Origin of the sequence: Streptomyces massasporeus (assembly GCF_014648995.1) — a bacterium.
In the GTDB taxonomy this organism is placed as follows: Bacteria; Actinomycetota; Actinomycetes; order Streptomycetales; family Streptomycetaceae; genus Streptomyces; species Streptomyces massasporeus.
Window position 1 is genome coordinate 32,656 of the sequence record NZ_BMSE01000021.1, and the last position, 22,101, is coordinate 54,756.

General features: G+C 71.6%; 15 protein-coding genes, 1 tRNA gene and 1 pseudogene. 15 read left to right on the forward strand and 2 right to left on the reverse strand.

Features of this window, described 5'->3' with window-relative positions; translation table 11 throughout:
* Window positions 1-26: 26 nt before the first annotated feature.
* The 3 genes and pseudogenes from IE153_RS33615 to IE153_RS33625 all read left to right on the forward strand — a co-directional run.
* Complete coding sequence (locus IE153_RS33615; RefSeq protein WP_078899406.1) at window positions 27-236, forward strand: DUF4244 domain-containing protein; 210 nt, start codon at window positions 27-29, stop codon at window positions 234-236.
* Complete coding sequence (locus tag IE153_RS33620; RefSeq protein WP_031103557.1) at window positions 223-582, forward strand: TadE family type IV pilus minor pilin; 360 nt, start codon at window positions 223-225, stop codon at window positions 580-582. The genes IE153_RS33615 and IE153_RS33620 overlap by 14 nt, the downstream gene beginning before the upstream one ends.
* Window positions 579-989: pseudogene (locus IE153_RS33625) on the forward strand (Rv3654c family TadE-like protein); the annotation flags it as partial. The gene IE153_RS33620 and the pseudogene IE153_RS33625, both read left to right, overlap by 4 nt.
* On the opposite strand, the gene IE153_RS33630 reads toward IE153_RS33625, so the two are convergent.
* Window positions 916-3,507, reverse strand: coding sequence for a DEAD/DEAH box helicase (locus IE153_RS33630; RefSeq protein WP_229829298.1), 2,592 nt, complete (start codon window positions 3,505-3,507; stop codon window positions 916-918). The pseudogene IE153_RS33625 and the gene IE153_RS33630 overlap by 74 nt on opposite strands.
* A 78-nt stretch (window positions 3,508-3,585) precedes the next feature.
* On the opposite strand from IE153_RS33630, the gene bldG reads away from it, so the two are divergent.
* The 11 genes from bldG (at window position 3,586) to IE153_RS33685 (ending at window position 20,052) form a co-directional block, all read left to right on the forward strand.
* The gene (bldG, locus tag IE153_RS33635; RefSeq protein ID WP_003991900.1) at window positions 3,586-3,927 is read left to right on the forward strand and encodes an anti-sigma factor antagonist BldG; all 342 of its coding nucleotides are present in this window, start codon (window positions 3,586-3,588) and stop codon (window positions 3,925-3,927) included.
* A gap of 122 nt (window positions 3,928-4,049) precedes the next feature.
* Entirely contained in the window at window positions 4,050-4,487 is a 438-nt protein-coding gene (locus IE153_RS33640; RefSeq protein WP_185012347.1) for an ATP-binding protein, read from the forward strand.
* 273 nt (window positions 4,488-4,760) lie between these two features.
* Window positions 4,761-7,166 (forward strand): sodium-translocating pyrophosphatase, encoded by a 2,406-nt coding sequence (locus IE153_RS33645; RefSeq protein WP_189593511.1) that lies wholly within the window; start codon window positions 4,761-4,763, stop codon window positions 7,164-7,166.
* Window positions 7,167-7,358: 192 nt separating this feature from the next.
* Entirely contained in the window at window positions 7,359-7,949 is a 591-nt protein-coding gene (locus IE153_RS33650; protein WP_189593512.1) for a small secreted protein, read from the forward strand.
* A 223-nt stretch (window positions 7,950-8,172) separates the two neighbouring features.
* The gene (locus IE153_RS33655; protein WP_189593513.1) at window positions 8,173-9,711 is read left to right on the forward strand and encodes a DUF7059 domain-containing protein; all 1,539 of its coding nucleotides are present in this window, start codon (window positions 8,173-8,175) and stop codon (window positions 9,709-9,711) included.
* Window positions 9,712-9,944: 233 nt separating this feature from the next.
* On the forward strand, window positions 9,945-10,142 hold the full coding sequence (locus IE153_RS33660; RefSeq protein ID WP_189593514.1) for a hypothetical protein: 198 nt from the start codon (window positions 9,945-9,947) through the stop codon (window positions 10,140-10,142).
* 246 nt (window positions 10,143-10,388) lie between these two features.
* Window positions 10,389-13,241 (forward strand): type I DNA topoisomerase, encoded by a 2,853-nt coding sequence (topA, locus tag IE153_RS33665; RefSeq protein ID WP_189593515.1) that lies wholly within the window; start codon window positions 10,389-10,391, stop codon window positions 13,239-13,241.
* 177 nt (window positions 13,242-13,418) lie between these two features.
* Window positions 13,419-16,700: a dTMP kinase gene (gene tmk, locus IE153_RS33670; RefSeq protein ID WP_189593516.1), complete on the forward strand. Its 3,282-nt coding sequence runs from the start codon at window positions 13,419-13,421 to the stop codon at window positions 16,698-16,700.
* 172 nt (window positions 16,701-16,872) lie between these two features.
* Window positions 16,873-18,078, forward strand: a complete 1,206-nt coding sequence (locus IE153_RS33675) for a DNA polymerase III subunit delta' (RefSeq protein WP_189593517.1) — start codon at window positions 16,873-16,875, stop codon at window positions 18,076-18,078.
* A gap of 167 nt (window positions 18,079-18,245) precedes the next feature.
* Window positions 18,246-19,868: an alpha/beta hydrolase gene (locus IE153_RS33680; RefSeq protein ID WP_189593518.1), complete on the forward strand. Its 1,623-nt coding sequence runs from the start codon at window positions 18,246-18,248 to the stop codon at window positions 19,866-19,868.
* Window positions 19,869-19,975: 107 nt separating this feature from the next.
* A tRNA-Thr gene (locus IE153_RS33685) sits at window positions 19,976-20,052 on the forward strand.
* Window positions 20,053-20,107: 55 nt separating this feature from the next.
* On the opposite strand, the gene IE153_RS33690 is transcribed toward IE153_RS33685, so the two are convergent.
* On the reverse strand, window positions 20,108-20,989 hold the full coding sequence (locus IE153_RS33690; protein ID WP_189593519.1) for an AraC family transcriptional regulator: 882 nt from the start codon (window positions 20,987-20,989) through the stop codon (window positions 20,108-20,110).
* 206 nt (window positions 20,990-21,195) lie between these two features.
* Here IE153_RS33690 and IE153_RS33695 point away from each other — a divergent pair, with 206 nt between their 5' ends.
* A complete protein-coding gene (locus tag IE153_RS33695) occupies window positions 21,196-22,086 on the forward strand; it encodes a glycosyltransferase family 2 protein (protein ID WP_189593520.1) in 891 nt (296 codons plus the stop codon).
* Window positions 22,087-22,101 lie beyond the last annotated feature (15 nt).

The following is a 22,101-nucleotide window of genomic DNA, read 5'->3' on the forward strand; positions in this document are numbered from 1 at the left end:
TCGGACTCTTTCTTACGGGGGTTGAGATGTATCAGGCGGTACGGGCACGGCTGCGTGCCCTGGTGTGCGGGATGCGGGCGGCGCGGAGGGACGCGGGGATGGTCACCTCCGAGTACGCGATGGGAATCGTCGCGGCGGTGGCGTTCGCGGTGGTGCTCTACAAGGTCGTCACGAGCGGCCCGGTCAGCGCGGAACTCCAGAACATCGTGAAGGAGGCCCTCAATGCGCGGATGTGAGCGGGGCGCGGACCGGGGGTTCGTCACGGCGGAGTCGGCCGTGGTGCTGCCCGTGCTGGTGATGTTCGCGATGGCGCTGGTGTGGGGGCTGCTGGTCGTGGCCGCGCAGATCCAGTGTGTGGACGCGGCGCGGACGGGCGCGCGTGCGGCGGCCCGCCAGGACTCGCCCGGCGCGGTCGTGGAACTGACCCGCGAGGCGGCCCCGCCCGGCGCGAAGGTGACCGTCAGCCGGGGCGCGGAGCACGTCCGGGTGACCGTTGTGGCCGAGCCGCCGGTGCTGCGCGGTCTGTCCTTCGCCGTGCGCGAGGAGGCCGTGGCGTCGGTGGAGGAGGCGGTGGGCACGTGAGACGGGGCCGGGGATGTGCCGGTGTTCGGGGCGCCGGTTCGGACCAGGGGTCCGCCACCGTGTGGAGCGTGGGGGCGATCGCCGTTCTGTGTGTGGTGTTCGGAGTCGTCCTGGCGCTCGGGCAGGCCGTCGTCATCCGGCATCGGGCGGCGGGCGGTGCGGATCTCGCGGCGCTCGCCGCGGCGGACCACTGGGCCGACGGCGGTTCGGCGGCCTGCGCCCGTGCCGGCCGGGTGGCCCGGGCCCAGGGCGTGCGGCTGGTGCGGTGCGAGGTCGCCGGGGAGATCTCGGACGTGACGGCGGCGTCGGGACGGGGGCCGTTCACTGCGGAGGTCAGGGCGAGGGCGGGGCCTCCGGCGGCTCAGCCGGATCCCCGGTCGGCCGCTCAGGTGCCTCGCCCGCCGCCTCCTGCTCTTCCGGAGCGCTCTCCTCCTCCCTCGGATCACCCTCGTTCGCTCCCGGATCACCCTCCTTCTGCTCCGGAGCCCCCTCCAGCAGCACCGTGAGGAGTCGCACGGCCCCCCTCTTGTGCAGCGGGTCGTTGCCGTTGCCGCACTTGGGCGACTGGATGCAGGACGGGCAGCCGGCGTCGCACTCGCAGGAGGCGATGGCCTGGCGGGTGGCGGTCAGCCAGGTGCGGGCGGTGTGGAAGGCGCGCTCCGCGAAGCCCGCGCCGCCCGGATGACCGTCGTAGACGAAGACCGTGGGCAGGAGCGTGTCGGGGTGGAGCGGGATCGACACGCCGCCGATGTCCCAGCGGTCGCAGGTCGCGAAGAGGGGCAGCAGGCCGATCGACGCGTGTTCGGCGGCGTGCAGGGAGCCGCCGAGGATCTCCGGGTTGATCCGGGCCCGGTCCAGCTGGTCCTCGGTGACGGTCCACCACACGGCGCGGGTGCGCAGCGTACGGGGAGGGAGGTCGAGTTTGGTCTCGCCGAGCACTTCACCGGTGATGAGCCGTCTGCGGAGGAAGGAGACGACCTGGTTGGTGACCTCGACGGAGCCGTAGCAGAGGCGGCCGTCGCCCCACGGGATCTCGACGTCCGTCTCCAGGACGGAGATTGACGTCGTGTCGCGGGCGACCGTGGAGTACGGCGGGGCGGCCTCCTCGACGAGGGCGACGGAGTCCTCCAGGTCCAGCGACCGCACCAGGTACGTGCGGCCCTGGTGGAGGTGGACCGCCCCGTCGTGCACCGTCGAGTGGGCGGCGCCGGCGTCGACTGTGCCGAGCAGCCGGCCCGTGCCGGTCTCGACGACCTGGACCGGGCGTCCGCCCTCACCCCGGATGTCCGTCAGGTCGGCGGCGCGCTCGCGGCGGGTCCAGTGCCAGGCCTTCGTGCGGCGGCGCAGCAGCTTCGCGGCCTCCAGCTGGGGCAGGAGGCCCTCGCTGGCCGGGCCGAACAGGGCGAGGTCCTCGTCCGTCAGGGGCAGCTCCGCGGCGGCCGCGCACAGGTGCGGGGCCAGCACGTAGGGGTTGTCGGGGTCGAGGACGGTCGATTCGACGGGCTGGTCGAACAGGGCCTCGGGGTGGTGGACGAGGAAGGTGTCCAGCGGGTCGTCGCGGGCGACCAGGACGGCCAGCGCCCCCTGCCCGGACCGTCCGGCCCGGCCCGCCTGCTGCCACAGGGAGGCACGCGTGCCCGGGTAGCCGGCGATGACGACCGCGTCGAGGCCGGAGATGTCGATGCCGAGTTCGAGGGCGTTCGTCGCGGCGAGGCCCAGCAGTTCACCCGAATGGAGGGCTTGTTCGAGAGCGCGGCGTTCTTCGGGGAGATAGCCGCCCCGGTACGCCGCGACACGCCGGGCCAGCGACCGGTCGATCTCGCCCAGCCGTTCCTGGGAGATGACCGAGATCAGCTCGGCGCCGCGCCGGGAACGGACGAAGGCGACCGAGCGCACGCCCTGCAGGGTGAGGTCGGTCAGCAGGTCGGCGGCCTCGGCGGTGGCGGTACGGCGGACGGGGGCTCCCTTCTCGCCGTGCAGTTCGGTCAGCGGCGGCTCCCAGAGGGCGAACACCAGTTCACCGCGGGGGGAGGCGTCGTCGGCCACTTCCACCACCGGCACGCCGGTGAGGCGGCGGGCGGCCACGGAGGGCTCGGCGGCGGTCGCGGAGGCCAGCAGGAACACCGGCGACGCGCCGTAGCGGGCACACAGTCGGCGCAGCCGGCGCAGCACCTGGGCGACGTGCGAGCCGAAGACCCCACGGTAGGTGTGGCACTCGTCGATGACGACGTACTTCAGCGACTTCAGGAAGGAGGACCAGCGGGGGTGGGACGGCAGGATGCCGCGGTGCAGCATGTCCGGGTTGGTCAGCACGTAGTTGGCGTACTGACGGATCCACTCGCGTTCCTCGAACGGAGTATCGCCGTCGTACACGGCTGGGCGCACGGAATTGCCCAGCGGATGTGAAAGTTCCTTCACGGAGCGGCACTGGTCCGCCGCGAGAGCCTTGGTGGGAGCCAGGTAGAGGGTGGTCGCGCCGCGGCCGTTCGGGGCCTCCGAGCCCTCCAGAAGGGTGGAGAACACCGGCACGAGGTAGGCCAGGGACTTGCCGGAGGCCGTGCCGGTGGCGACGACGACCGACTCGCCGTCCAGGGCGTGCTCGGCCGCGCGTGCCTGGTGGGCCCAGGGATGCTCGATGCCCGCGGCTCGCACGGCCGCGACGACCTCCGCGCGGATCCGGTCCGGCCAGACGGCATGCCGACCCTCACGCGGGGGCAAGTGCTCCGTATGAGTAATGCGAGAAGCCCTGCTGGGGCCGGACGCGAGCCGGTCCAGGACCGCGCCCGGCGCGGGTCGGGAGGCGGGGTCCGTCGGGGTTCGATCGGATCGGTGATTCTTGGCCATCGGCACCGAGTGTGTCACTGGCGTGACGGACAATGGAGCCAAGGCGTCGTGCACGCCTGCCGGTAAGTGATTGAATGCCATCGCGGCTGGCGAAGCGTCCAGGGGCTGAAGCCGAATGCCCCTAGGGCGACCGCTCGATAGCAAGGTGCTGGAGGATCCGTGGACCTGTCCCTGTCGACCGAAACCATGGGCGATCGCACGATCGTCAGGGTCGGTGGCGAAATCGACGTATATACCGCGCCCAAGCTGCGCGAGCAGTTGGTCGAGCTGGTGAACGACGGCAGTTTCCACCTTGTCGTCGACATGGAGGGCGTGGACTTCCTCGACTCCACCGGGCTCGGCGTACTGGTCGGCGGCCTGAAGCGCGTGCGTGCCCATGAGGGCTCCCTGCGCCTGGTCTGCAACCAGGAGCGCATTCTGAAGATCTTCCGTATCACCGGCCTCACCAAGGTGTTCCCGATTCACACCTCGGTCGAGGAAGCGGTTGCGGCCACCGACTGACACCGGTCCCGGGCCGTGTGCCCGGGTCGGCCGTCGTTCGGTAGAAGTGAAGACCGAGGGGGCCCGGGCTTTCGGCGGCCCGGAGCCTCTCGACCGCACGCCCGTAGTTGCGAGGGGGATGCATGGCCACCGTTGAGCTCCGCTTCAGCGCGCTGCCCGAGCATGTCAGGACCGCCCGGCTGGTGGCGGCAGCGGTGGCGCGCAGGGCCGGAGTGGACGAGGCCGTCCTCGACGAGGTCAGGCTCGCCGTCGGCGAGGCGTGCACCCGAGCCGTCGGACTGCATCAGATCGGCGGGATCTCGGCCCCGGTGAAGGTGCTGCTGATCGAGGAGGAGAAGCAGTTCTCCATCGAGGTCGGCGACGAGGCCCCGCACGCGGTCTCCGGCGAGCGCGCCCCCGGGGCCGGACCCGGCGACGCCGACGGTGAGGCCGACGAGGACGAAATGGGCCTCGCGGTCATCAGCGGACTCGTCGACGACGTCGAGGTCAGCGCGGGAGAGCACGGCGGGCTGATCAAGATGACCTGGCCGACCACGCCGCCGCCGACGATCCTGGTCTGACCCCGCCACCGCGCACACCGTTCTTTCGAAGGGCCCCACCCGTGGGGCCCTTCGTCATGTGCGGGTGTCAGTGCCCGCCTTTACAGTAGGTCCTGTGCCGTTCATCGCGTGAATTCGTTCACGATCATTCGCGCGCCCTCCGGCAGCCTCAGAATGCTTTCAGGGCATTACTTCGGACGGCCAATTCCGTTTATCGCGCTCTGTTTTGATCAGGTTCCGGTACCTACAATCCCGTCCACATCTTGAGCTCAGCCCAAGCGTCAAGGAGGACGAATGGCGGGGCTTTCCCTCTCACAACAGTCGGGCCATCCCACAGACCTCGCAGCCGCCGTACTGACCGATGGCAACCGTGTCCTCATCGTGGTCATCGCGGTCGTAGCACTGGCGGCCCTGGTGCTCGCGGGGGTCCTGGTGCGCCAGGTACTCGCGGCCGGCGAGGGCACCGACAGCATGAAGGAGATCGCGGCAGCGGTCCAGGAAGGCGCGAACGCCTATCTGGCTCGTCAGCTGCGCACGCTCGGCGTATTCGCCGTGGTCGTGTTTTTCCTGCTCATGCTGCTGCCCGCGGACGACTGGAGTCAGCGTGCCGGACGGTCGGTGTTCTTTCTGATCGGAGCGGCGTTCTCGGCGGCCACCGGCTATATCGGCATGTGGCTCGCCGTACGCAGCAATGTGCGTGTCGCCGCGGCGGCGCGTGAAGCCACTCCGGCTCAAGGCGAGCCGGAAAAGGATCTGACCACGGTCTCGCACAAGGCGATGAAGATCGCTTTCCGTACGGGCGGTGTGGTTGGCATGTTCACGGTGGGCCTCGGCCTGCTCGGCGCCTCCTGTGTGGTGCTGGTGTACGCGGCCGACGCGCCGAAGGTGCTCGAGGGCTTCGGCCTCGGGGCCGCGCTGATCGCGATGTTCATGCGTGTCGGCGGCGGCATCTTCACCAAGGCCGCCGACGTCGGCGCCGACCTGGTCGGCAAGGTCGAACAGGGCATTCCGGAGGACGACCCGCGCAATGCCGCGACCATCGCCGACAACGTGGGCGACAACGTCGGCGACTGCGCGGGCATGGCGGCCGACCTCTTCGAGTCGTACGCCGTGACCCTGGTCGCCGCGCTGATCCTCGGCTCGGCGGCCTTCGGCGACGCCGGACTCGGCTTCCCGCTGCTCGTGCCGGCGATCGGGGTGATCACCGCCATGATCGGCATCTTCGCGGTGGCGCCCCGGCGCGCCGACCGCAGCGGCATGAGCGCCATCAACCGCGGGTTCTTCATCTCCGCGGTGATCTCGCTGGTGCTGGTGGCGGTGGCCGTCTTCGTCTATCTGCCGGGGAAGTACTCCGAGCTCGACGGGGTCACCGACGCCGCGATCCAGGGCAAGGACGGCGACCCGCGGATCCTCGCGCTCGTCGCGGTGGCCATCGGCATCGTGCTCGCCGCCCTCATCCAGCAACTGACCGGCTACTTCACCGAGACCACCCGCCGGCCCGTCAGGGACATCGGCAAGAGCTCGCTCACCGGCCCGGCCACCGTCGTCCTCGCCGGTATCTCCGTGGGTCTCGAATCCGCCGTCTACACCGCCCTGTTGATCGGGCTCGGTGTGTACGGGGCGTTCCTGCTCGGCGGCACGTCGATCATGCTGGCGCTGTTCGCGGTGGCGCTGGCCGGCACCGGCCTGCTCACCACGGTCGGTGTGATCGTCGCGATGGACACCTTCGGGCCCGTCTCCGACAACGCGCAGGGCATCGCGGAGATGTCCGGTGACGTGGAGGGCGCGGGCGCGCAGGTGCTCACCAACCTGGACGCGGTCGGCAACACCACGAAGGCGATCACCAAGGGCATCGCGATCGCCACGGCCGTGCTCGCGGCGGCGGCGCTGTTCGGGTCGTACCGCGACGCGATCTTCACCGGCGCACGGGACGTGGGCGAGAAACTCAGCGGGGACGGCGCCCCGATGAGTCTGATGATGGACATCTCGCAGCCCAACAACCTCGTGGGTCTCATCGCCGGCGCGGCGGTCGTCTTCCTCTTCTCGGGGCTGGCGATCAACGCCGTGTCGCGGTCGGCGGGTTCCGTGGTCTACGAGGTGCGGCGGCAGTTCCGTGAGAAACCCGGGATCATGGACTACAGCGAGAAACCGGAGTACGGCAAGGTCGTCGACATCTGCACCAAGGACGCCCTGCGCGAGCTCGCCACGCCCGGTCTGCTGGCCGTGATGGCGCCCATCTTCATCGGGTTCACGCTCGGTGTCGGCCCGCTCGGGGCGTTCCTGGCGGGCGCGATCGGCGCGGGCACACTGATGGCGGTGTTCCTCGCCAACTCCGGTGGCGCCTGGGACAACGCCAAGAAACTCGTCGAGGACGGCCACCACGGCGGCAAGGGGAGCGAGGCGCACGCGGCGACCGTGATCGGCGACACGGTCGGCGACCCCTTCAAGGACACCGCGGGGCCCGCGATCAACCCGCTGCTGAAGGTCATGAACCTGGTCTCGCTGCTCATCGCGCCCGCGGTGATCAAGTTTTCCTACGGTCCCGACAAGAGCATCGGAGTGCGGATTCTGGTCGCCGTCCTCGCGTTCCTCGTGATCGCCGGGGCGGTGTACGTGTCAAAGCGGCGCGGAATCGCGATGGGTGATGAGGACAACGCCGGATCGGAGCCCAAGTCGGCCGATCCGGCGGTGGTTTCGTAGGGAGGATTCCGAGCCCCGTTTCAAGGTGCGGGCGGGCGGCGCGCGTTGACGCGTCGCCCGCCCGCGCTGTGTGGGTACACGCTCACGCGTGAGCCTTCTCTCGCTTGGTGCAAAAGGTTACAAAATGGTCTTAATGGCCGCTCGGCGTGCGGTTGCCGTGCCTCTGGCGTGTATGTTCCGGGGCCGAGAGCCATGGAAGGGACCAAACCGGTGAACAAGAAGCTCGCGGCCGCACTGTCCGGCGGTGCGGTACTGGTACTGGCGCTGTCGGGCTGCGGCGGCGACGACAGCAACGACAAGCTGGACTCCTGGGCCAAGCAGGTCTGTGACGCCGTACAGCCGCAGGCCAAGAAGATCGAGTCGGCCAATGCGGCGATCCAGAAGGAGACCTCGGACAACAGCACGCCCGAGGACGTCCAGAAGACCGACGCACAGGCCTTCCAGGACATGTCCGACGCCTACAAGGCGATCGGGACCGCCGTGAACAAGGCCGGGGCCCCGGACGTCGAGAACGGCGAGAAGAAGCAGCAGGACGCGGTCAAGGAGCTCAACGCGATCTCCACTTCGTACGCCTCCCTGAAGAAGCAGGTCGACGGTCTGGACACCAAGGACCAGGGCAAGTTCGCCGACGGTCTGAAGGACATCGCCACCGAGCTGGACAAGCTGAGCCAGAGCGGCAACGACGCCCTCAAGAACCTGGAGGAGGGCGAGGTCGGCCAGGCGATGGCCCAGCAGTCCAGCTGCAAGGCGGCCACGGCGCCGGCGGGGGCCACGCAGAGCTGAGGCCCCGAACGGCGGGCAGTGCGGTGACGCCGGTGTGACGGCTGAGTCGTAGGTGACCGCCGGTGTCTGATGGGCCGTACGGCGGGAACGTGCGCCGTGCGGGTGCGGCGCCAACGTATGCCGTGCGGCGGGAGCGCGTGCCGTGCGGTGGGCGCACGTGCCGTACGGCAAGAATGCGCGCCGTCCCCCCAAGGGCAGGTGCGGCACCCGCACCGGCGCCACAATGGGGGGCGTGAGTAACGCCAGCCAGTCACCCCTGCCCCCGCTGCCCGCCTCCGACCGTCCCGATGTCGCCGCCCGGCTCCGGGACGCCCTGCTCGCGGCCTCCTTCACCGCCGACGGACTGCTCGAACTGCTCGGCGCACCCGCGTACGCGGCACTGGCCCGGAGCGAGACCGTGCCCGCGCTCCGGGCGACCCGCGGGGACACGCCCCTGGAGGTGCTCGTCCGGCTGTTCCTGCTCCAGCAGCCCGTGCCGCACGCGCGCGTGGCGGAGGTCCTGCCCGTGGACGCCTGCCTGGAGAGCGGCTGGCTGGCCCGGGCCGGCGCGGACGGACTCGCCGCCACCGTGGACGTCCGGCCCTACGGCGGGCCCGGCGGCGAGGACTGGTTCATCGTGTCGGACCTCGGCTGCGCGGTCGGCGGCGCCGGCGGGATCGGCCGGCGTGAGGAAGGAGTCGTCCTCGGAGTCGGCGGCGCCTCCACGACCCTCGCCGGCATCACCGTCCGCACGCCCGCCGGCTCAGCGCTCGACCTCGGCACGGGCTCCGGCATCCAGGCCCTGCACGCGGCTCAGCACGCCACGCGCGTGGTGGCCACCGATCTCAACCCGCGCGCCCTGCACATCACCGCCCTCACGCTGGCGCTGTCCGGCACCTCGGCCGTCGAACGGCGCGAGGGCTCCCTCTTCGAACCGGTCCGCGGCGACGAGACCTTCGACCTGATCGTGTCCAACCCGCCCTTCGTCATCTCTCCCGGCGCCCGGCTCACCTACCGCGACGGCGGGATGGGCGGGGACGATCTGTGCCGCACGCTCGTTCAGGAGGCAGGGGAGCGGCTGAACGAGGGCGGGTTCGCGCAGTTCCTCGCCAACTGGCAGCACGTGGAAGGGGAGGACTGGCAGGACAGGCTCAGGTCATGGGTGCCCCGGGGCTGCGACGCGTGGATCGTGCAGCGCGAGGTGCAGGACGTCAATCAGTACGCCGAGCTGTGGCTGCGTGACGCCGGCGACCACCAGGGCGACACGGCGGAGTACCAGGCGCGGTACGACGCATGGCTCGACGAGTTCGAGGCGCGCAAGGTGAAGGCCGTCGGCTTCGGCTGGATCACCCTGCGCAGGACGAGCGCCGCCGTGCCGTCGCTCACGGTGGAGGAGTGGCCGCACCCGGTCGAGCAGCCGCTCGGCGACACGATCCGGGCCCACTTCGACCGCCTCGACCATCTGCGCGACCACGACGACGCCGCCCTGCTCGAAGGACACTTCCGGCTCGCCGCCGAGATCGTGCAGGAACAGGTCGGGCTGCCCGGCGCGGAGGATCCCGAGCACGTCGTGCTGCGCCAGAACCGCGGCATGCGCCGGGCGACCCGGGTGGACACCGTCGGCGCGGGATTCGCCGGCGTCTGCGACGGCACGATGAGCGCCGGCCGCATCCTCGACGCCATCGCCCAGCTGATCGGCGAGGACCCGGTCATGCTGCGCGACCGCACCCCGGCCCAGATCCGGCTGCTGGTCGAGCAGGGGTTCCTGGAGCCGGTCCGCTGAAGGGGCTGAAGGGACTGCCAAGGGGCGGTCCCGCGGGGTCGTGGAGGAGACTCGCCAACAAATTCGAGTCGATTTGAACACCTCGTCCGAAACGGGTCACGAGGAACCGGACGTCCTTGATCCACCGCCGTGTCGCCCCTGCGTTCACCTCGGGTTCGCCTGCCCGCCGCCCGCGCGTGTCAGCCTCCCGTGGCTGGGGATGCGCGGACAGGGGAAAAGGGGCACGGCGGGTCATGGAGAGCGAACCGGCGATCTTCGCGGGAGCGGTGTTCTCCCTGTTCGGAGGCGCACTGCTGGCTTGGACCGTGACCTGCGTGCGCCGGCAGCGGCCCATCGCCGTAGGTGTGAGGCCTGTCGCATCGGCGACCCTCGCCGGCGTCGTCTCGGTGCTGGCGCTGGCGCTCGGAACGTGGTGCTTCACGCGCCTCTGAGGTGGGCTCCGGCGACGCAGCCGCCGGTAACCGGGGGGTCGCGCTCCGCACAGGGGCCGCCCTGCTCCCGGTACTCCGGGCGGCAGGACTGGTGGTAGTCGGGTTACCGTTCGAGTGGCCGTTGCGGGCTTTTCCCGTTTGACACGGGGGCGGGATGTACCGTCACACTCCGCAGCGTCACCACGTACCCAGCCCCGGTAAGCGACTCCGGGGAGGCCCCAGCGTCGACCGGAGAGAAGAGCGAAGTTGTCCCCGACCAGCGAGACCGCAGAGGGCGGCCGCCGACTCGTCATCGTCGAGTCGCCCGCCAAGGCGAAGACGATCAAGGGCTATCTCGGCCCCGGATACATCGTCGAGGCGAGCGTCGGGCACATCCGCGACCTTCCCAACGGCGCCGCCGAGGTGCCCGAGAAGTACACCGGCGAGGTCCGCCGCCTCGGTGTGGACGTCGAACACGACTTCCAGCCGATCTATGTGGTCAACGCCGACAAGAAGGCGCAGGTCAAGAAGCTCAAGGACCTGCTGAAGGAGTCCGACGAACTCTTCCTCGCCACCGATGAGGACCGCGAGGGCGAGGCCATCGCCTGGCACCTCCAGGAGGTGCTCAAGCCCAAGGTCCCGGTCAAGCGGATGGTCTTCCACGAGATCACCAAGGCCGCGATCCAGGCCGCCGTGGCCAACCCGCGCGAGCTCAACCAGAAGCTCGTCGACGCCCAGGAGACCCGCCGAATCCTCGATCGCCTCTACGGCTACGAGGTCTCGCCGGTCCTGTGGAAGAAGGTCATGCCGCGGCTGTCCGCGGGCCGTGTCCAGTCCGTCGCCACCCGACTCGTGGTGGAGCGGGAACGCGAGCGCATCGCCTTTCGTTCGGCTGAGTACTGGGACCTGACGGGTACCTTCGCGACCGGCCGCGCCGGAGACTCGTCGGACCCGTCGTCGCTGGTCGCGCGCCTGCAGACCGTCGACGGCCGGCGGGTCGCGCAGGGCCGCGACTTCGACTCCCTGGGACAGCTGAAGAGCGCGAATACCCTCCACCTCGACGAGGCGAACGCCCGCGCCCTGGCCGCCGCCCTGGAGCAGACGCGGTTCGCCGTCCGCTCGGTCGAGTCCAAGCCGTACCGCCGCTCGCCGTACGCGCCGTTCCGTACGACGACGATGCAGCAGGAGGCCAGCCGCAAGCTCGGCTTCGGTGCGAAGGCCACCATGCAGGTCGCGCAGAAGCTGTACGAGAACGGCTACATCACCTATATGCGTACGGACTCCACGACCCTGAGCGACACGGCGGTCTCCGCCGCCCGCGCCCAGGTCACGCAGCTGTACGGCGCCGATTACCTGCCGCCGCAGCCGAGGACGTACGCCGGGAAGGTCAAGAACGCGCAGGAGGCCCACGAGGCGATCCGCCCCTCGGGTGATCGTTTCCGCACTCCCGCCGAGACCGGACTGACCGGTGATCAGTTCAAGCTGTACGAGCTGATCTGGAAGCGGACCGTCGCCTCCCAGATGAAGGACGCGACCGGCAACAGCGTCACGGTGAAGATCGGCGGCACGGCGGCCGACGGCCGCGACGTCGAGTTCAGCGCGTCCGGCAAGACGATCACCTTCCACGGCTTCCTGAAGGCCTACGTCGAGGGTGCCGATGACCCGAACGCCGAGCTGGACGACCGCGAGCGCCGGCTGCCCCAGGTCGCCGAGGGCGACGCCCTGAGCGCCCAGGAGATCACGGTCGACGGGCACGCCACCAAGCCCCCGGCCCGCTACACCGAGGCCTCCCTGGTCAAGGAGCTGGAAGAGCGAGAGATCGGCCGCCCGTCGACGTACGCGTCGATCATCGGCACGATCCTCGACCGCGGCTACGTGTTCAAGAAGGGCACGGCCCTGGTGCCGTCCTTCCTGTCCTTCGCCGTGGTCAACCTCCTGGAGAAGCACTTCGGGCGGCTCGTCGACTACGACTTCACCGCCAAGATGGAGGACGACCTCGACCGCATCGCCCGCGGTGAGGCGCAGTCCGTGCCGTGGCTGAAGCGGTTCTACTTCGGCGAGACAGGGTCCGACAGCGGCTCCGCCGCGGGCGTCAGCGGTCTCGCGGCCGACGCCGGCAACGGCGACGGGGACCACCTCGGCGGCCTCAAGGAGCTGGTGACGGACCTGGGCGCGATCGACGCCCGCGAGGTGTCGTCGTTCCCGGTGGCCAACGACATCGTGCTGCGGGTCGGCCGCTACGGGCCGTACATCGAGCGCGGCGAGAAGGACACCGAGCAGCACCAGCGCGCCGACATCCCCGACGACCTGGCGCCCGACGAGCTGACCGTCGACCTCGCGGAGGAGCTGCTCGCCAAGCCGAGCGGCGACTACGAGCTGGGCACGGACCCGGCCACCGGCCACACGATCGTGGCCAAGGACGGCCGCTACGGCCCGTACGTGACGGAGATCCTCCCCGAGGGCACCCCGAAGACGGGCAAGAACGCGGTCAAGCCGCGCACGGCGTCCCTGTTCAAGACGATGTCCCTCGACACGGTGACCCTCGACGAGGCCCTCAAGCTGATGTCGCTGCCGCGTGTCGTCGGCGCCGACGCCGAGGGCCAGGAGATCACCGCGCAGAACGGCCGTTACGGCCCGTACCTGAAGAAGGGCACGGACTCGCGCTCGCTCCAGGCCGAGGAGCAGCTCTTCACGATCACGCTGGAGGAGGCGCTGGCGATCTACGCCCAGCCCAAGCAGCGTGGCCGGGCCGCGGCCAAGCCGCCGCTGAAGGAGCTGGGCACCGACCCGGTCAGCGAGAAGCCCGTCGTGGTCAAGGACGGCCGCTTCGGCCCGTACGTCACCGACGGGGAGACCAACGCGACCCTGCGCTCCGGCGACAGCGTCGAGGAGATCACCCCGGAGCGCGGTTTCGAGCTGCTCGCCGAGAAGCGTGCCAAGGGGCCGGCGAAGAAGACCGCGAAGAAGGCGGCCAAGAAGGCGCCGGCCAAGAAGACGACGACGGCGAAGAAGACCGCGGCGAAGAAGACCACGACCGCGAAGAAGACGACGGCGACGAAGACCACCGCGAAGAAGACGGCCGCCAAGACAGCGACCGCCGCCAAGTCCACGGAGGACTGAGGTCGTTGTCCACGGAGGACTGAGGTCGTTCGAGCCCTGTTCGGAATCCGGACCATCGCGTCCGGTTCTTCGCCCAGGGTTCGGAAAGCGAACGCCCCGGCAACACTTCGGTGTCGGGGCGTGCGCATGCCAGACCGCGCCCCCCAGGGTGTCGGTGGCTCCCGATAGGCTGAACGCATGACGCGAGCCGACCACCCAACGGCCCCTCAGCCCGCCCCCGACGACGCCCTGGTCGCGGACTCCCGCGAGCGTGCCGTCCGCGCCCTGCTGCGACGACCGCAGCTGAAGCGGTTGTGGAGCGCACAGCTCGTGGGCGGCGTGGGGGACACCCTCGCCCTACTCGTACTGGTCGTCCTGGCACTTCAGGCGGCCGTCGCCGAGGGCTCTTTCGGGGGCGGCTACCGGGGCGTGGCGTTCGCAGTGGCGACCGTTTTCGGGGTGCGCATCCTCGCGACGCTCCTGTTCGGCGCCGTTCTGCTCGGCCCGCTCACCGCGCTCACCTCGCAGGACGGCCCGCTCGACCGGCGCTGGACCATGGTGGGCGCCGACGGTCTGCGCGCCGCGCTGCTCATCGTCGCGCCCCTGTGGATCGACTGGACGCCGGAGAACGCACTGGCCGTCCTCCTCGTCACGGCCTTCGTGGCCGGGGTCGCCGAGCGGTTCTGGACGGTGTGCCGTGAGAGCGCCGCGCCCGCGCTGCTCCCCGCCCCGCCGCCGGAGGGGGCGACGGTCCGGCCGCTGCCCGACCACATGGACGCACTGCGCCGGCTGTCCCTGCGCACCGGCTTCGTAGCGATTCCCCTCGGCGCCGTCGCGCTGGTCGTCGCGTCCCTGTTCAACAATCTGCTGGGCGCCGGCATCGACTGGTTCGGCCAGCACCAGGCGGCCCTCGCCTCCTACGTGGCCGCCGGGCTGTTCGCCGCCTCCCTGTCCGTGCTGACCTTCCTGGAGCTGCCCGGTACGCGCACGCCGCGCGCGCGGTCGCCGCTCGAGGGGCTGCGCCGCCCGAAGACCGGCACCGGCTCCGACAAGGGCCGCACCGGCGCGATGCCGCTGCTGGTCCTGTCCTGCGCGGCCGTCGCCGCGGCGGTGTCGGCCGCCGTCGCCGTGGCCGTGCTGCACGCCAAGGACCTGGGCGGCGGCCCGGTGCTCTACGGCCTGTTCGTGGCCGCGCTGACCGGCGGTGTCGTCATCGGCATCCGTACGGCGCCCGCCCTGGTGCCCGCCCTGTCGCGCCGCCGGCTGCTCGCGCTGACCATCGCCTTCACCGGTGTCGCCCTGCTGGCCGCCGGGCTGATCCCGGACGTCACCACCGTGCTGCTGATCCTCGCGCTGGCCGGCGTCGGCGCGGGCCTGTCCGCCAACATCGGGCACACCCTCCTCGACCAGGAGGCCGAGGAGTACCGGCGCCCCCGTACGACGGAGCACCTGCACGCGGTCGTCCGGGTCTGCGTGGCGCTCGGCGCGCTCATCGCCCCGCTGGTGGCGGCGGCGATCGGGCCGCACCGGCTGGAGAGCGGCACGTTCGTCTTCGCGCACGGCGGCGCGGCCTTCACGCTGATGCTGGCCGGTGCCCTGCTGCTGCCGGTCGCCGCGCTGGTGCTGGCCAAGGTCGACGACCGCTCCGGTGTGCCGCTGCGGCAGGACCTGAAGGACGCGCTGCTCGGCGGCGACGACCCCGAGCAGGGGGCCGCGGCCTCCGGCTTCTTCATCGCCCTGGAGGGCGGCGACGGCGCCGGCAAGTCCACGCAGGCCGAGGCGCTCGCCGAGTGGATCCGCGCCAAGGGCCACGAGGTCGTGCTGACGCGCGAGCCCGGTGCGACGCCGGTGGGCAAGCGGCTGCGGTCGATCCTGCTGGACGTGTCGAGCGCGGGCCTGTCGCACCGCGCGGAGGCGCTGCTGTACGCGGCCGACCGGGCCGAGCACATCGACACCGTCGTACGGCCCGCCCTGGAGCGTGGCGCGGTCGTCATCTCCGACCGGTACATCGACTCCTCCGTCGCCTACCAGGGCGCCGGCCGCGACCTGTCGCCGACCGAGATCGCCCGGATCAACCGCTGGGCGACGAACGGACTCGTGCCGCATCTGACCGTGTTGCTGGACGTCGCGCCGGAGACCGCCCGCGAGCGGTTCACCGAGGCTCCGGACCGGCTGGAGTCGGAGCCCGCCGAGTTCCACGCGCGCGTGCGGGCCGGTTTCCTCACCCTGGCCGCCGCCGACGCCGGGCGGTACCTGGTGGTCGACGCCGGCCAGGAGCCCGAGGCCGTCACGACGGTCATCCGGCACCGGCTCGACCAGGTGCTGCCGCTGTCCGAGGCCGAGATCAAGGCCCAGGAGGAGGCGCGGAGGAAGGCCGAGGAGGAGGCCCGCCGCAAGGCCGAGGAAGAAGCCGCCCGCAAGGCCGAGGAGGAGCGCCTGGAGCGCGAGCGCCAGGAGCAGCTCGCCAAGCTGCGCGCCGAGGAGGAGGAGCGCAAGCGCCGCGAGCTGGAGGAGGCGCAGCGCCGCGAGGCCGAACGGCAGGCGGAGGAGGCCCGGCGCCGGGCCGAGGAAGCGCAGAGGAAGGCCGAGGAGGAGCGGGCCCGGCTCCTCGCGGAGGAGAGGGCCCGCGCCGAGGAGGAGGCCCGCCGTAAGGCGGAGGAGGAGCGGCGCCGCAAGCAGGCCGAGGAGGAGGCGCGACTGCGTGCCGAGGCCGAGGCGCTCCGCCTGGAGAAGCAGCGCAAGGCCGAGGCGGCACTGCTGCGGGCCGAGGAGGCCCGGCGGCTCGCCGAGGCTGCAGCTGCTGCGGCCGAGGCCGGTCCGAAGAACACCGTTCCGAGGAGCACCGCTCCGAAGGGCACCGCGGGTTCCGTGACCGGTCAGGACGCGGCGACCGTGCCCACGCCGGTGGTGACTCCGGGGGGTGCGGGGGACGACACGACCGTGCTGCGCCCGGTGCGGGACGACGAGCAGGGTCCGGGCCGGGCCTCCGCCGGGTCGGAGGCCGAGGTGACGGCCGAGCTGCCGAAGCCGCCGGTTCCGCCTCGCGCCGGGGACGAGACCGAGGTGCTGCCGCAGGTGCCCGACCGGGACGCTTCCGGTGCGGCCGACGAGACGGCGGTGCTGCCTCCGGTCCGGCCGGGGGACGCCGAGGAGACCGCGGTGCTGCCCCCGGTCCGGCCGGCGGACGCCGAGGAGACGGCCGTCCTCCCGCCGGTGCGCGGGGACGAACCGGCTGACCGGGTTCCGCCCGGGTACTTCCGGAAGGACGCCCCGGCCCCCCGGCCCGACGGCACCGAGGACCGTACGCGGGAGATGCCCCAGGTCGACGCCGACGGGGCGCCGCGCCGCCGCCGGTCCGACTGGGCCGAGGAGACGCCGCTGGACGACCTGCCCTCGCTGGCGGACGAGCTGCTCGGGCCGCACGACGAGGAGCCGGACGAAGGGCGCGGCCGCCGCGGCAGGGGTGGCCGGGGGCGCTGACGCCTTCGGCGGACCGTCCGTGGGAGCCCCGGACTCGGGGCTCCTGCGGACCGCACGGTCGGACGGGGTGGCAGGCGCCGCCTGAGAGGCGTGGTCGGCGGCAGGCGTTGTCAGTGGTCGCCCCCACAATGGACCTCGCAACGCGGAACGTGACGGAAGGGCGGCGTGACCCATGACCGTGTGGGACGACCTCGTCGGGCAGGAGCGGGTGAGCGAGCAGCTGGCCGCTGCCGCCCGGGACGCCGACGCCCTGGTCACCGCTGCCGTCACCGGCACCCCGCCGCCCGAAGCGTCGAAGATGACGCACGCGTGGCTGTTCACGGGCCCGCCCGGAGCCGGGCGCAACCAGGCGGCCCGGGCGTTCGCGGCGGCGCTGCAGTGCGTCAGCCCCGACCGCGCCCTCGGCGGCTCCCCGGGCTGCGGCTTCTGCGACGGCTGCCACACGGCACTGATCGGCACGCACGCCGACGTCACCTCCGTCGCCGCCGTCGGCAGTCAGATCCTCGCCGAGGACATGCGCGACACCGTCCGCAAGTCGTTCACCTCGCCGGCGACCGGCCGCTGGCAGATCATCCTCGTCGAGGACGCCGAGCGGCTGAACGAGAAGTCGGCCAACGCCGTCCTCAAGGCCGTGGAGGAGCCGGCCCCCCGCACGGTCTGGCTGCTGTGCGCCCCCTCCATCGAGGACGTCCTGCCGACCATCCGCTCCCGCTGCCGCCACCTGAACCTGAGCACGCCGAGGGTCGACGCCATCGCCGACATGCTCGTCCGCCGCGAGGGCATCGAGCCGGACGTCGCCGCCGCGGCTGCCCGCGCGACCCAGGGCCACGTCGAGAGGGCACGCCGCCTGGCCACCGACCCGGCCGCGCGCGAACGCCGCGCAGCCGTGCTCAGGCTGCCGCTGCGCGTCGAGGACATCGGCGGCGCGCTCAAGGCGGCCCAGGAGCTGGTCGACGCGGCCGCCGAGGACGCCAAGCAGCTCGCGGAGGAGACGGACTCCAAGGAGACCGAGGAGCTGAAGGCCGCTCTCGGCGCCGCCCAGGGCGGCCGCATGCCCCGGGGCACCGCGGGCGTGATGAAGGACCTGGAGGACAAGCAGAAGCGCCGCAGAACGCGCACGCAGCGTGACAGCCTCGACCTCGCCCTGACCGACCTCACGGCCTTCTACCGCGACGTCCTCGCCCTCCAGCTCGGCTCGCGCGTGGCGATCGCCAACGCGGACGCCGAGGACGCCCTGGAGCGCCTCGCCCGCGGCAGCTCCCCGGAGTCCACACTCCGCCGCATCGAGGCGATCGCCGCCTGCCGCGACGCCCTGGACCGCAATGTGGCGCCGCTGCTCGCGGTGGAGGCGATGACGATGGCGCTCAGAGCGGGCTGAGGAAACGGGCAGCCAGGTCCGGCCGCCCCACGCCGAGAGGGCCGGCCCTGGTGGCCCCGCACCGAGCGGGCCGACTCGGGCGGCTCCGGGTTGACGCCGCGTAACTCGTACGAGGCACGACACGCACGCACGGCACCCATTCCGTCGCCCAGAGTTACGCTCGCTGGATGTACACACGGCGCACCCCCCGTTCCACCTCCGGCTCCGGTGGTCTCCACCGCAGGACACGAAACCGGGCCAAAACCGCCGCCGGTCTGCTCGCCACGGCCGCGCTGCTCGTCTCCGCCTGCTCCTCCGGAAGCGCGACGACGTCAGCCGCCTCAGCGGCGGCGGAGGCGGCGCTGGTCGAGCTGCCGCAGGCCACGCCCGCGGCGCTGACGTCGTACTACGGTCAGAAGCCGGCCTGGCGCGGTTGCGGTGTCCCCGGCTTCGAGTGCGCCACCCTCAAGGCACCGCTCGACTACGCCGAGCCGTCCTCCGGTGACGTCCGGCTCGCCCTCACCCGCAAGAAGGCCACCGGTCCCGGCAAGCGGCTGGGCTCGCTGCTCGTGAACCCGGGCGGGCCGGGCGGCTCGGCGACCGGCTATGTGCAGGCGTACGCGGGCATCGGCTACCCGGCCGAGGTGCGGGCCCGCTACGACATGGTGGCGGTCGACCCGCGCGGCGTGGCCCGCAGCGAGCCCGTCAAGTGTCTGGACGGGCCGGACATGGACACGTACACGCAGACGGACGCCACCCCCGACGACGGCAACGAGACGGACGGGCTGGTCGCGGCGTACCGGACGTTCGCCGAGGGCTGCGGCGCGGACGCGCCCCGGCTGCTGCGTCACGTGTCCACGGTGGAGGCGGCCCGGGACATGGACATCGTGCGGGCGGTCCTCGGCGACGAGAAGCTGAACTACGTCGGGGCCTCCTACGGCACGTTCCTCGGTGCGACGTACGCCGGGCTCTTCCCGGACCGGGCGGGGCGGCTGGTGCTGGACGGCGCGATGGACCCGTCGCTGCCGGCCCGCCGGCTGAACCTCGAACAGACGGCGGGCTTCGAGACGGCGTTCCGGTCGTTCGCGAAGGACTGCGCACGTCAGACCGACTGCCCGCTGGGCGGCAAGGGCACCTCGCCCGAGCGGGTCGGGGAGAACCTCAAGGCGTTCTTCGCGAAGCTGGACACGCGCCCCGTCCCCACCGGCGACGCCGACGGCCGCAGGCTCACCGAGTCGCTCGCCACGACCGGCGTGATCGCGGCCATGTACGACGAGGGCTCCTGGGAGCAGCTGCGCGAGGCGCTGACGTCCGCGATGAAGGAGAACGACGGCTCCGGACTCCTCGTCCTGTCCGACGGCTACTACGAGCGGGACGCCGACGGCGCCTACAGCAACCTGATGTTCGCCAACGCGGCGGTGAACTGCCTGGACCTGCCGGCCTCCTTCGACACCCCCGACGAGGTGAGCAGGGCCCTGCCCGAGTTCGAGAAGGCGTCGCCGGTCTTCGGCAAGGGCCTCGCCTGGGCCGCCCTGAACTGCGCCTACTGGCCGGTGCGGGCCACGGGTGAGCCGCACCGCATCGAGGCGAAGGGCGCCGCGCCCATCGTCGTGGTCGGCACGACCCGCGACCCCGCGACGCCGTACCGCTGGGCGAAGGCCCTGGCCGGCCAGCTCTCCTCGGCGCGCCTGCTGACCTACGAGGGCGACGGCCACACGGCCTACGGCCGCGGCAGCTCCTGCATCGACCGGACGATCAACGCCTACCTCCTCCGCGGTACCCCTCCCACGGACGGAAAGCGCTGCTCATAGCCCTGTTCCCAGCCCCGGAAGGCCCGCCTCCGGGGCTGGTGCGGAGCACCCTTCGAAACTGTGTAGACTTACCGTCGTTGCTGATCGCACCATAGTGCGGACAGCGCGCCGCCTTAGCTCAGATGGCCAGAGCAACGCACTCGTAATGCGTAGGTCTCGGGTTCGAATCCCGAAGGCGGCTCCACTGGAACCCCAGGTCGGATGCACTCCGACCTGGGGTTCTTGCGTGTGGCCGGGTATCAGTGGGTCGATTCGCGTTCCACCGGCAGCCACAGCTCCGCGTCCGCCTCCGTGCCGTCGGGTGACAGGTGGGTGCGGAGGATTTCCGGGCCGGGGCGGGTGCGGTAGGGGTTGGACGGGAACCACTCGGTGAACACGTCGCGCCACAGCTCCTGGATGGCCCGGGGGGCCGGGCCCGAGGTGGTGAAGACCGCCCAGGTGCCCGGGGGGACCTGGAGGGCGGTGGTGCCCTCGGGGACCCCCGCCGGGGTCGGGGACGAGGTGATCACGGCCTGGTAGTAGTCGAGTTCCGTGCCCTCCGCGCGGCTCGGGTCCAGGTCGTCGCAGACCGCGACGACGCCCCGCGGCTCCTGGTCGGACAGTTTCTCCAGGGCCTCCACGGCGGTCTTGTCCAGGCCCCGGACGAAGTCGATGATCGCCTGGTTCGGGCCGGAGTGGATCAGGGGGATCCGGGTCTTGAAGCCCGTGACGGTGAAGGCCGGGCGGTCCACGACGCGGTAGTGCATGCTGCTGTTCCCTTCGACGGTGAGGCGGAAGGCCAACCGGGGCTGGGAGACGAGCGCGGCGCCGGTGCGCCGGGCCTCGCCCGGGCCCACGCCGTGCATCGTGCGGAACGCCCGTGCGAACGCCTCGCCCGAGCCGTAGCCGTAGCGGACCGCGATCTCCAGCAGCGTCGCGTCCCCCGACAGCACCTCCGCGCCCGCGACCGTCAGCCGCCGGCGTCGGATGTACTCCGACAGGGGCATGCCTGACAGGGCCGAGAACATACGGCGCAGGTGGTACTCCGAGGTGCATGCGGTACGCGCCAGGTCCGCCACGTCCACGGTGTGGGCGAGGTCCCGTTCGATCCGGTCCATCGCCTGGTTGAGCCGGTCCAGCACGTCCGGTCTCCTTCCTTTCGTGCCTTCACGCTAGGCAGCGCGTGCCCTGCCGCACCCGACATCCTGTGCCCGTTCCGGTCGGGTGCCGCCTGCGCTGAACGGCGTAGGGGAACCGCCGTCCGGCAGGCGTACTCAAGGCGTCCCTACCGTGAACGGCTAGCATCGCCCGTCAATCAGTCAGCTGCCGACCGGTACGAGGTGAGGACATGGGGGCGCCCAGGATCGCCGTCGCCGTGGTGACGATGGGCAACCGGCCCGACGAGGTCGACGCCCTGCTGGAGTCCGTGGCCAAGCAGGATGTGCCGCCCGAGCGGATCGTCGTCGTCGGCAACGGCTGCCCGCTGCCCGATTTCGCCCGGCTGTCGCTGCCCGGCGAGGTCACCACCGTCGAGCTCGACGAGAACCTCGGCTGTCCCGGCGGGCGCAACGCGGCCCTGGCACGGCTGCGGGAGTTCGGTGACATCGACGTCGTGGTGGACCTGGACGACGACGGTCTGCTCGTCGACGCCGATGTGCTGCGCCGCGTGCGGGATCTGTACGCCGCCGACGAGCGGCTCGGCATCGTCGGCTTCCGCATCGCCGACGAGCTCGGCGAGACGCAGCAGCGGCACGTGCCCCGGATCGGCAACTCGGACCCCCTCCGCGGCGGTTACGTCACCGGCTTCCTCGGCGGCGGGCACGCGCTGCGGATGGCGATGCTCGACGAAGTCGGCGACTGGCCCGCCGAGTTCTTCTTCGCGCACGAGGAGACCGATCTCGCATGGCGCGCCGTGGATGCCGGGTGGCGGATCCTGTACGCGCCGGAGCTGCTGCTCCGGCATCCGAAGACCTCGCCCGCCCGGCACGCCATCTACTTCCGGGTGAACGCCCGCAACCGGGTCTGGCTGGCCCGCCGCCGGCTGCCGCTCGCGCTCGTCCCCGTCCACCTGGGCGTGTGGGTGCTGCTCACCCTCGCCCGGAACCGGTCGGGTGCCGGACTGCGGGCGTGGGCCGGCGGATTCGTGGAAGGCGTACGGGAGTCGGCGGGGGAGCGGCGGCCCATGCGGTGGCGGACGGTGTGGCGGCTCACCCGGCTGGGGCGGCCGCCCGTCATCTGACGCCGTGCAGGTGTC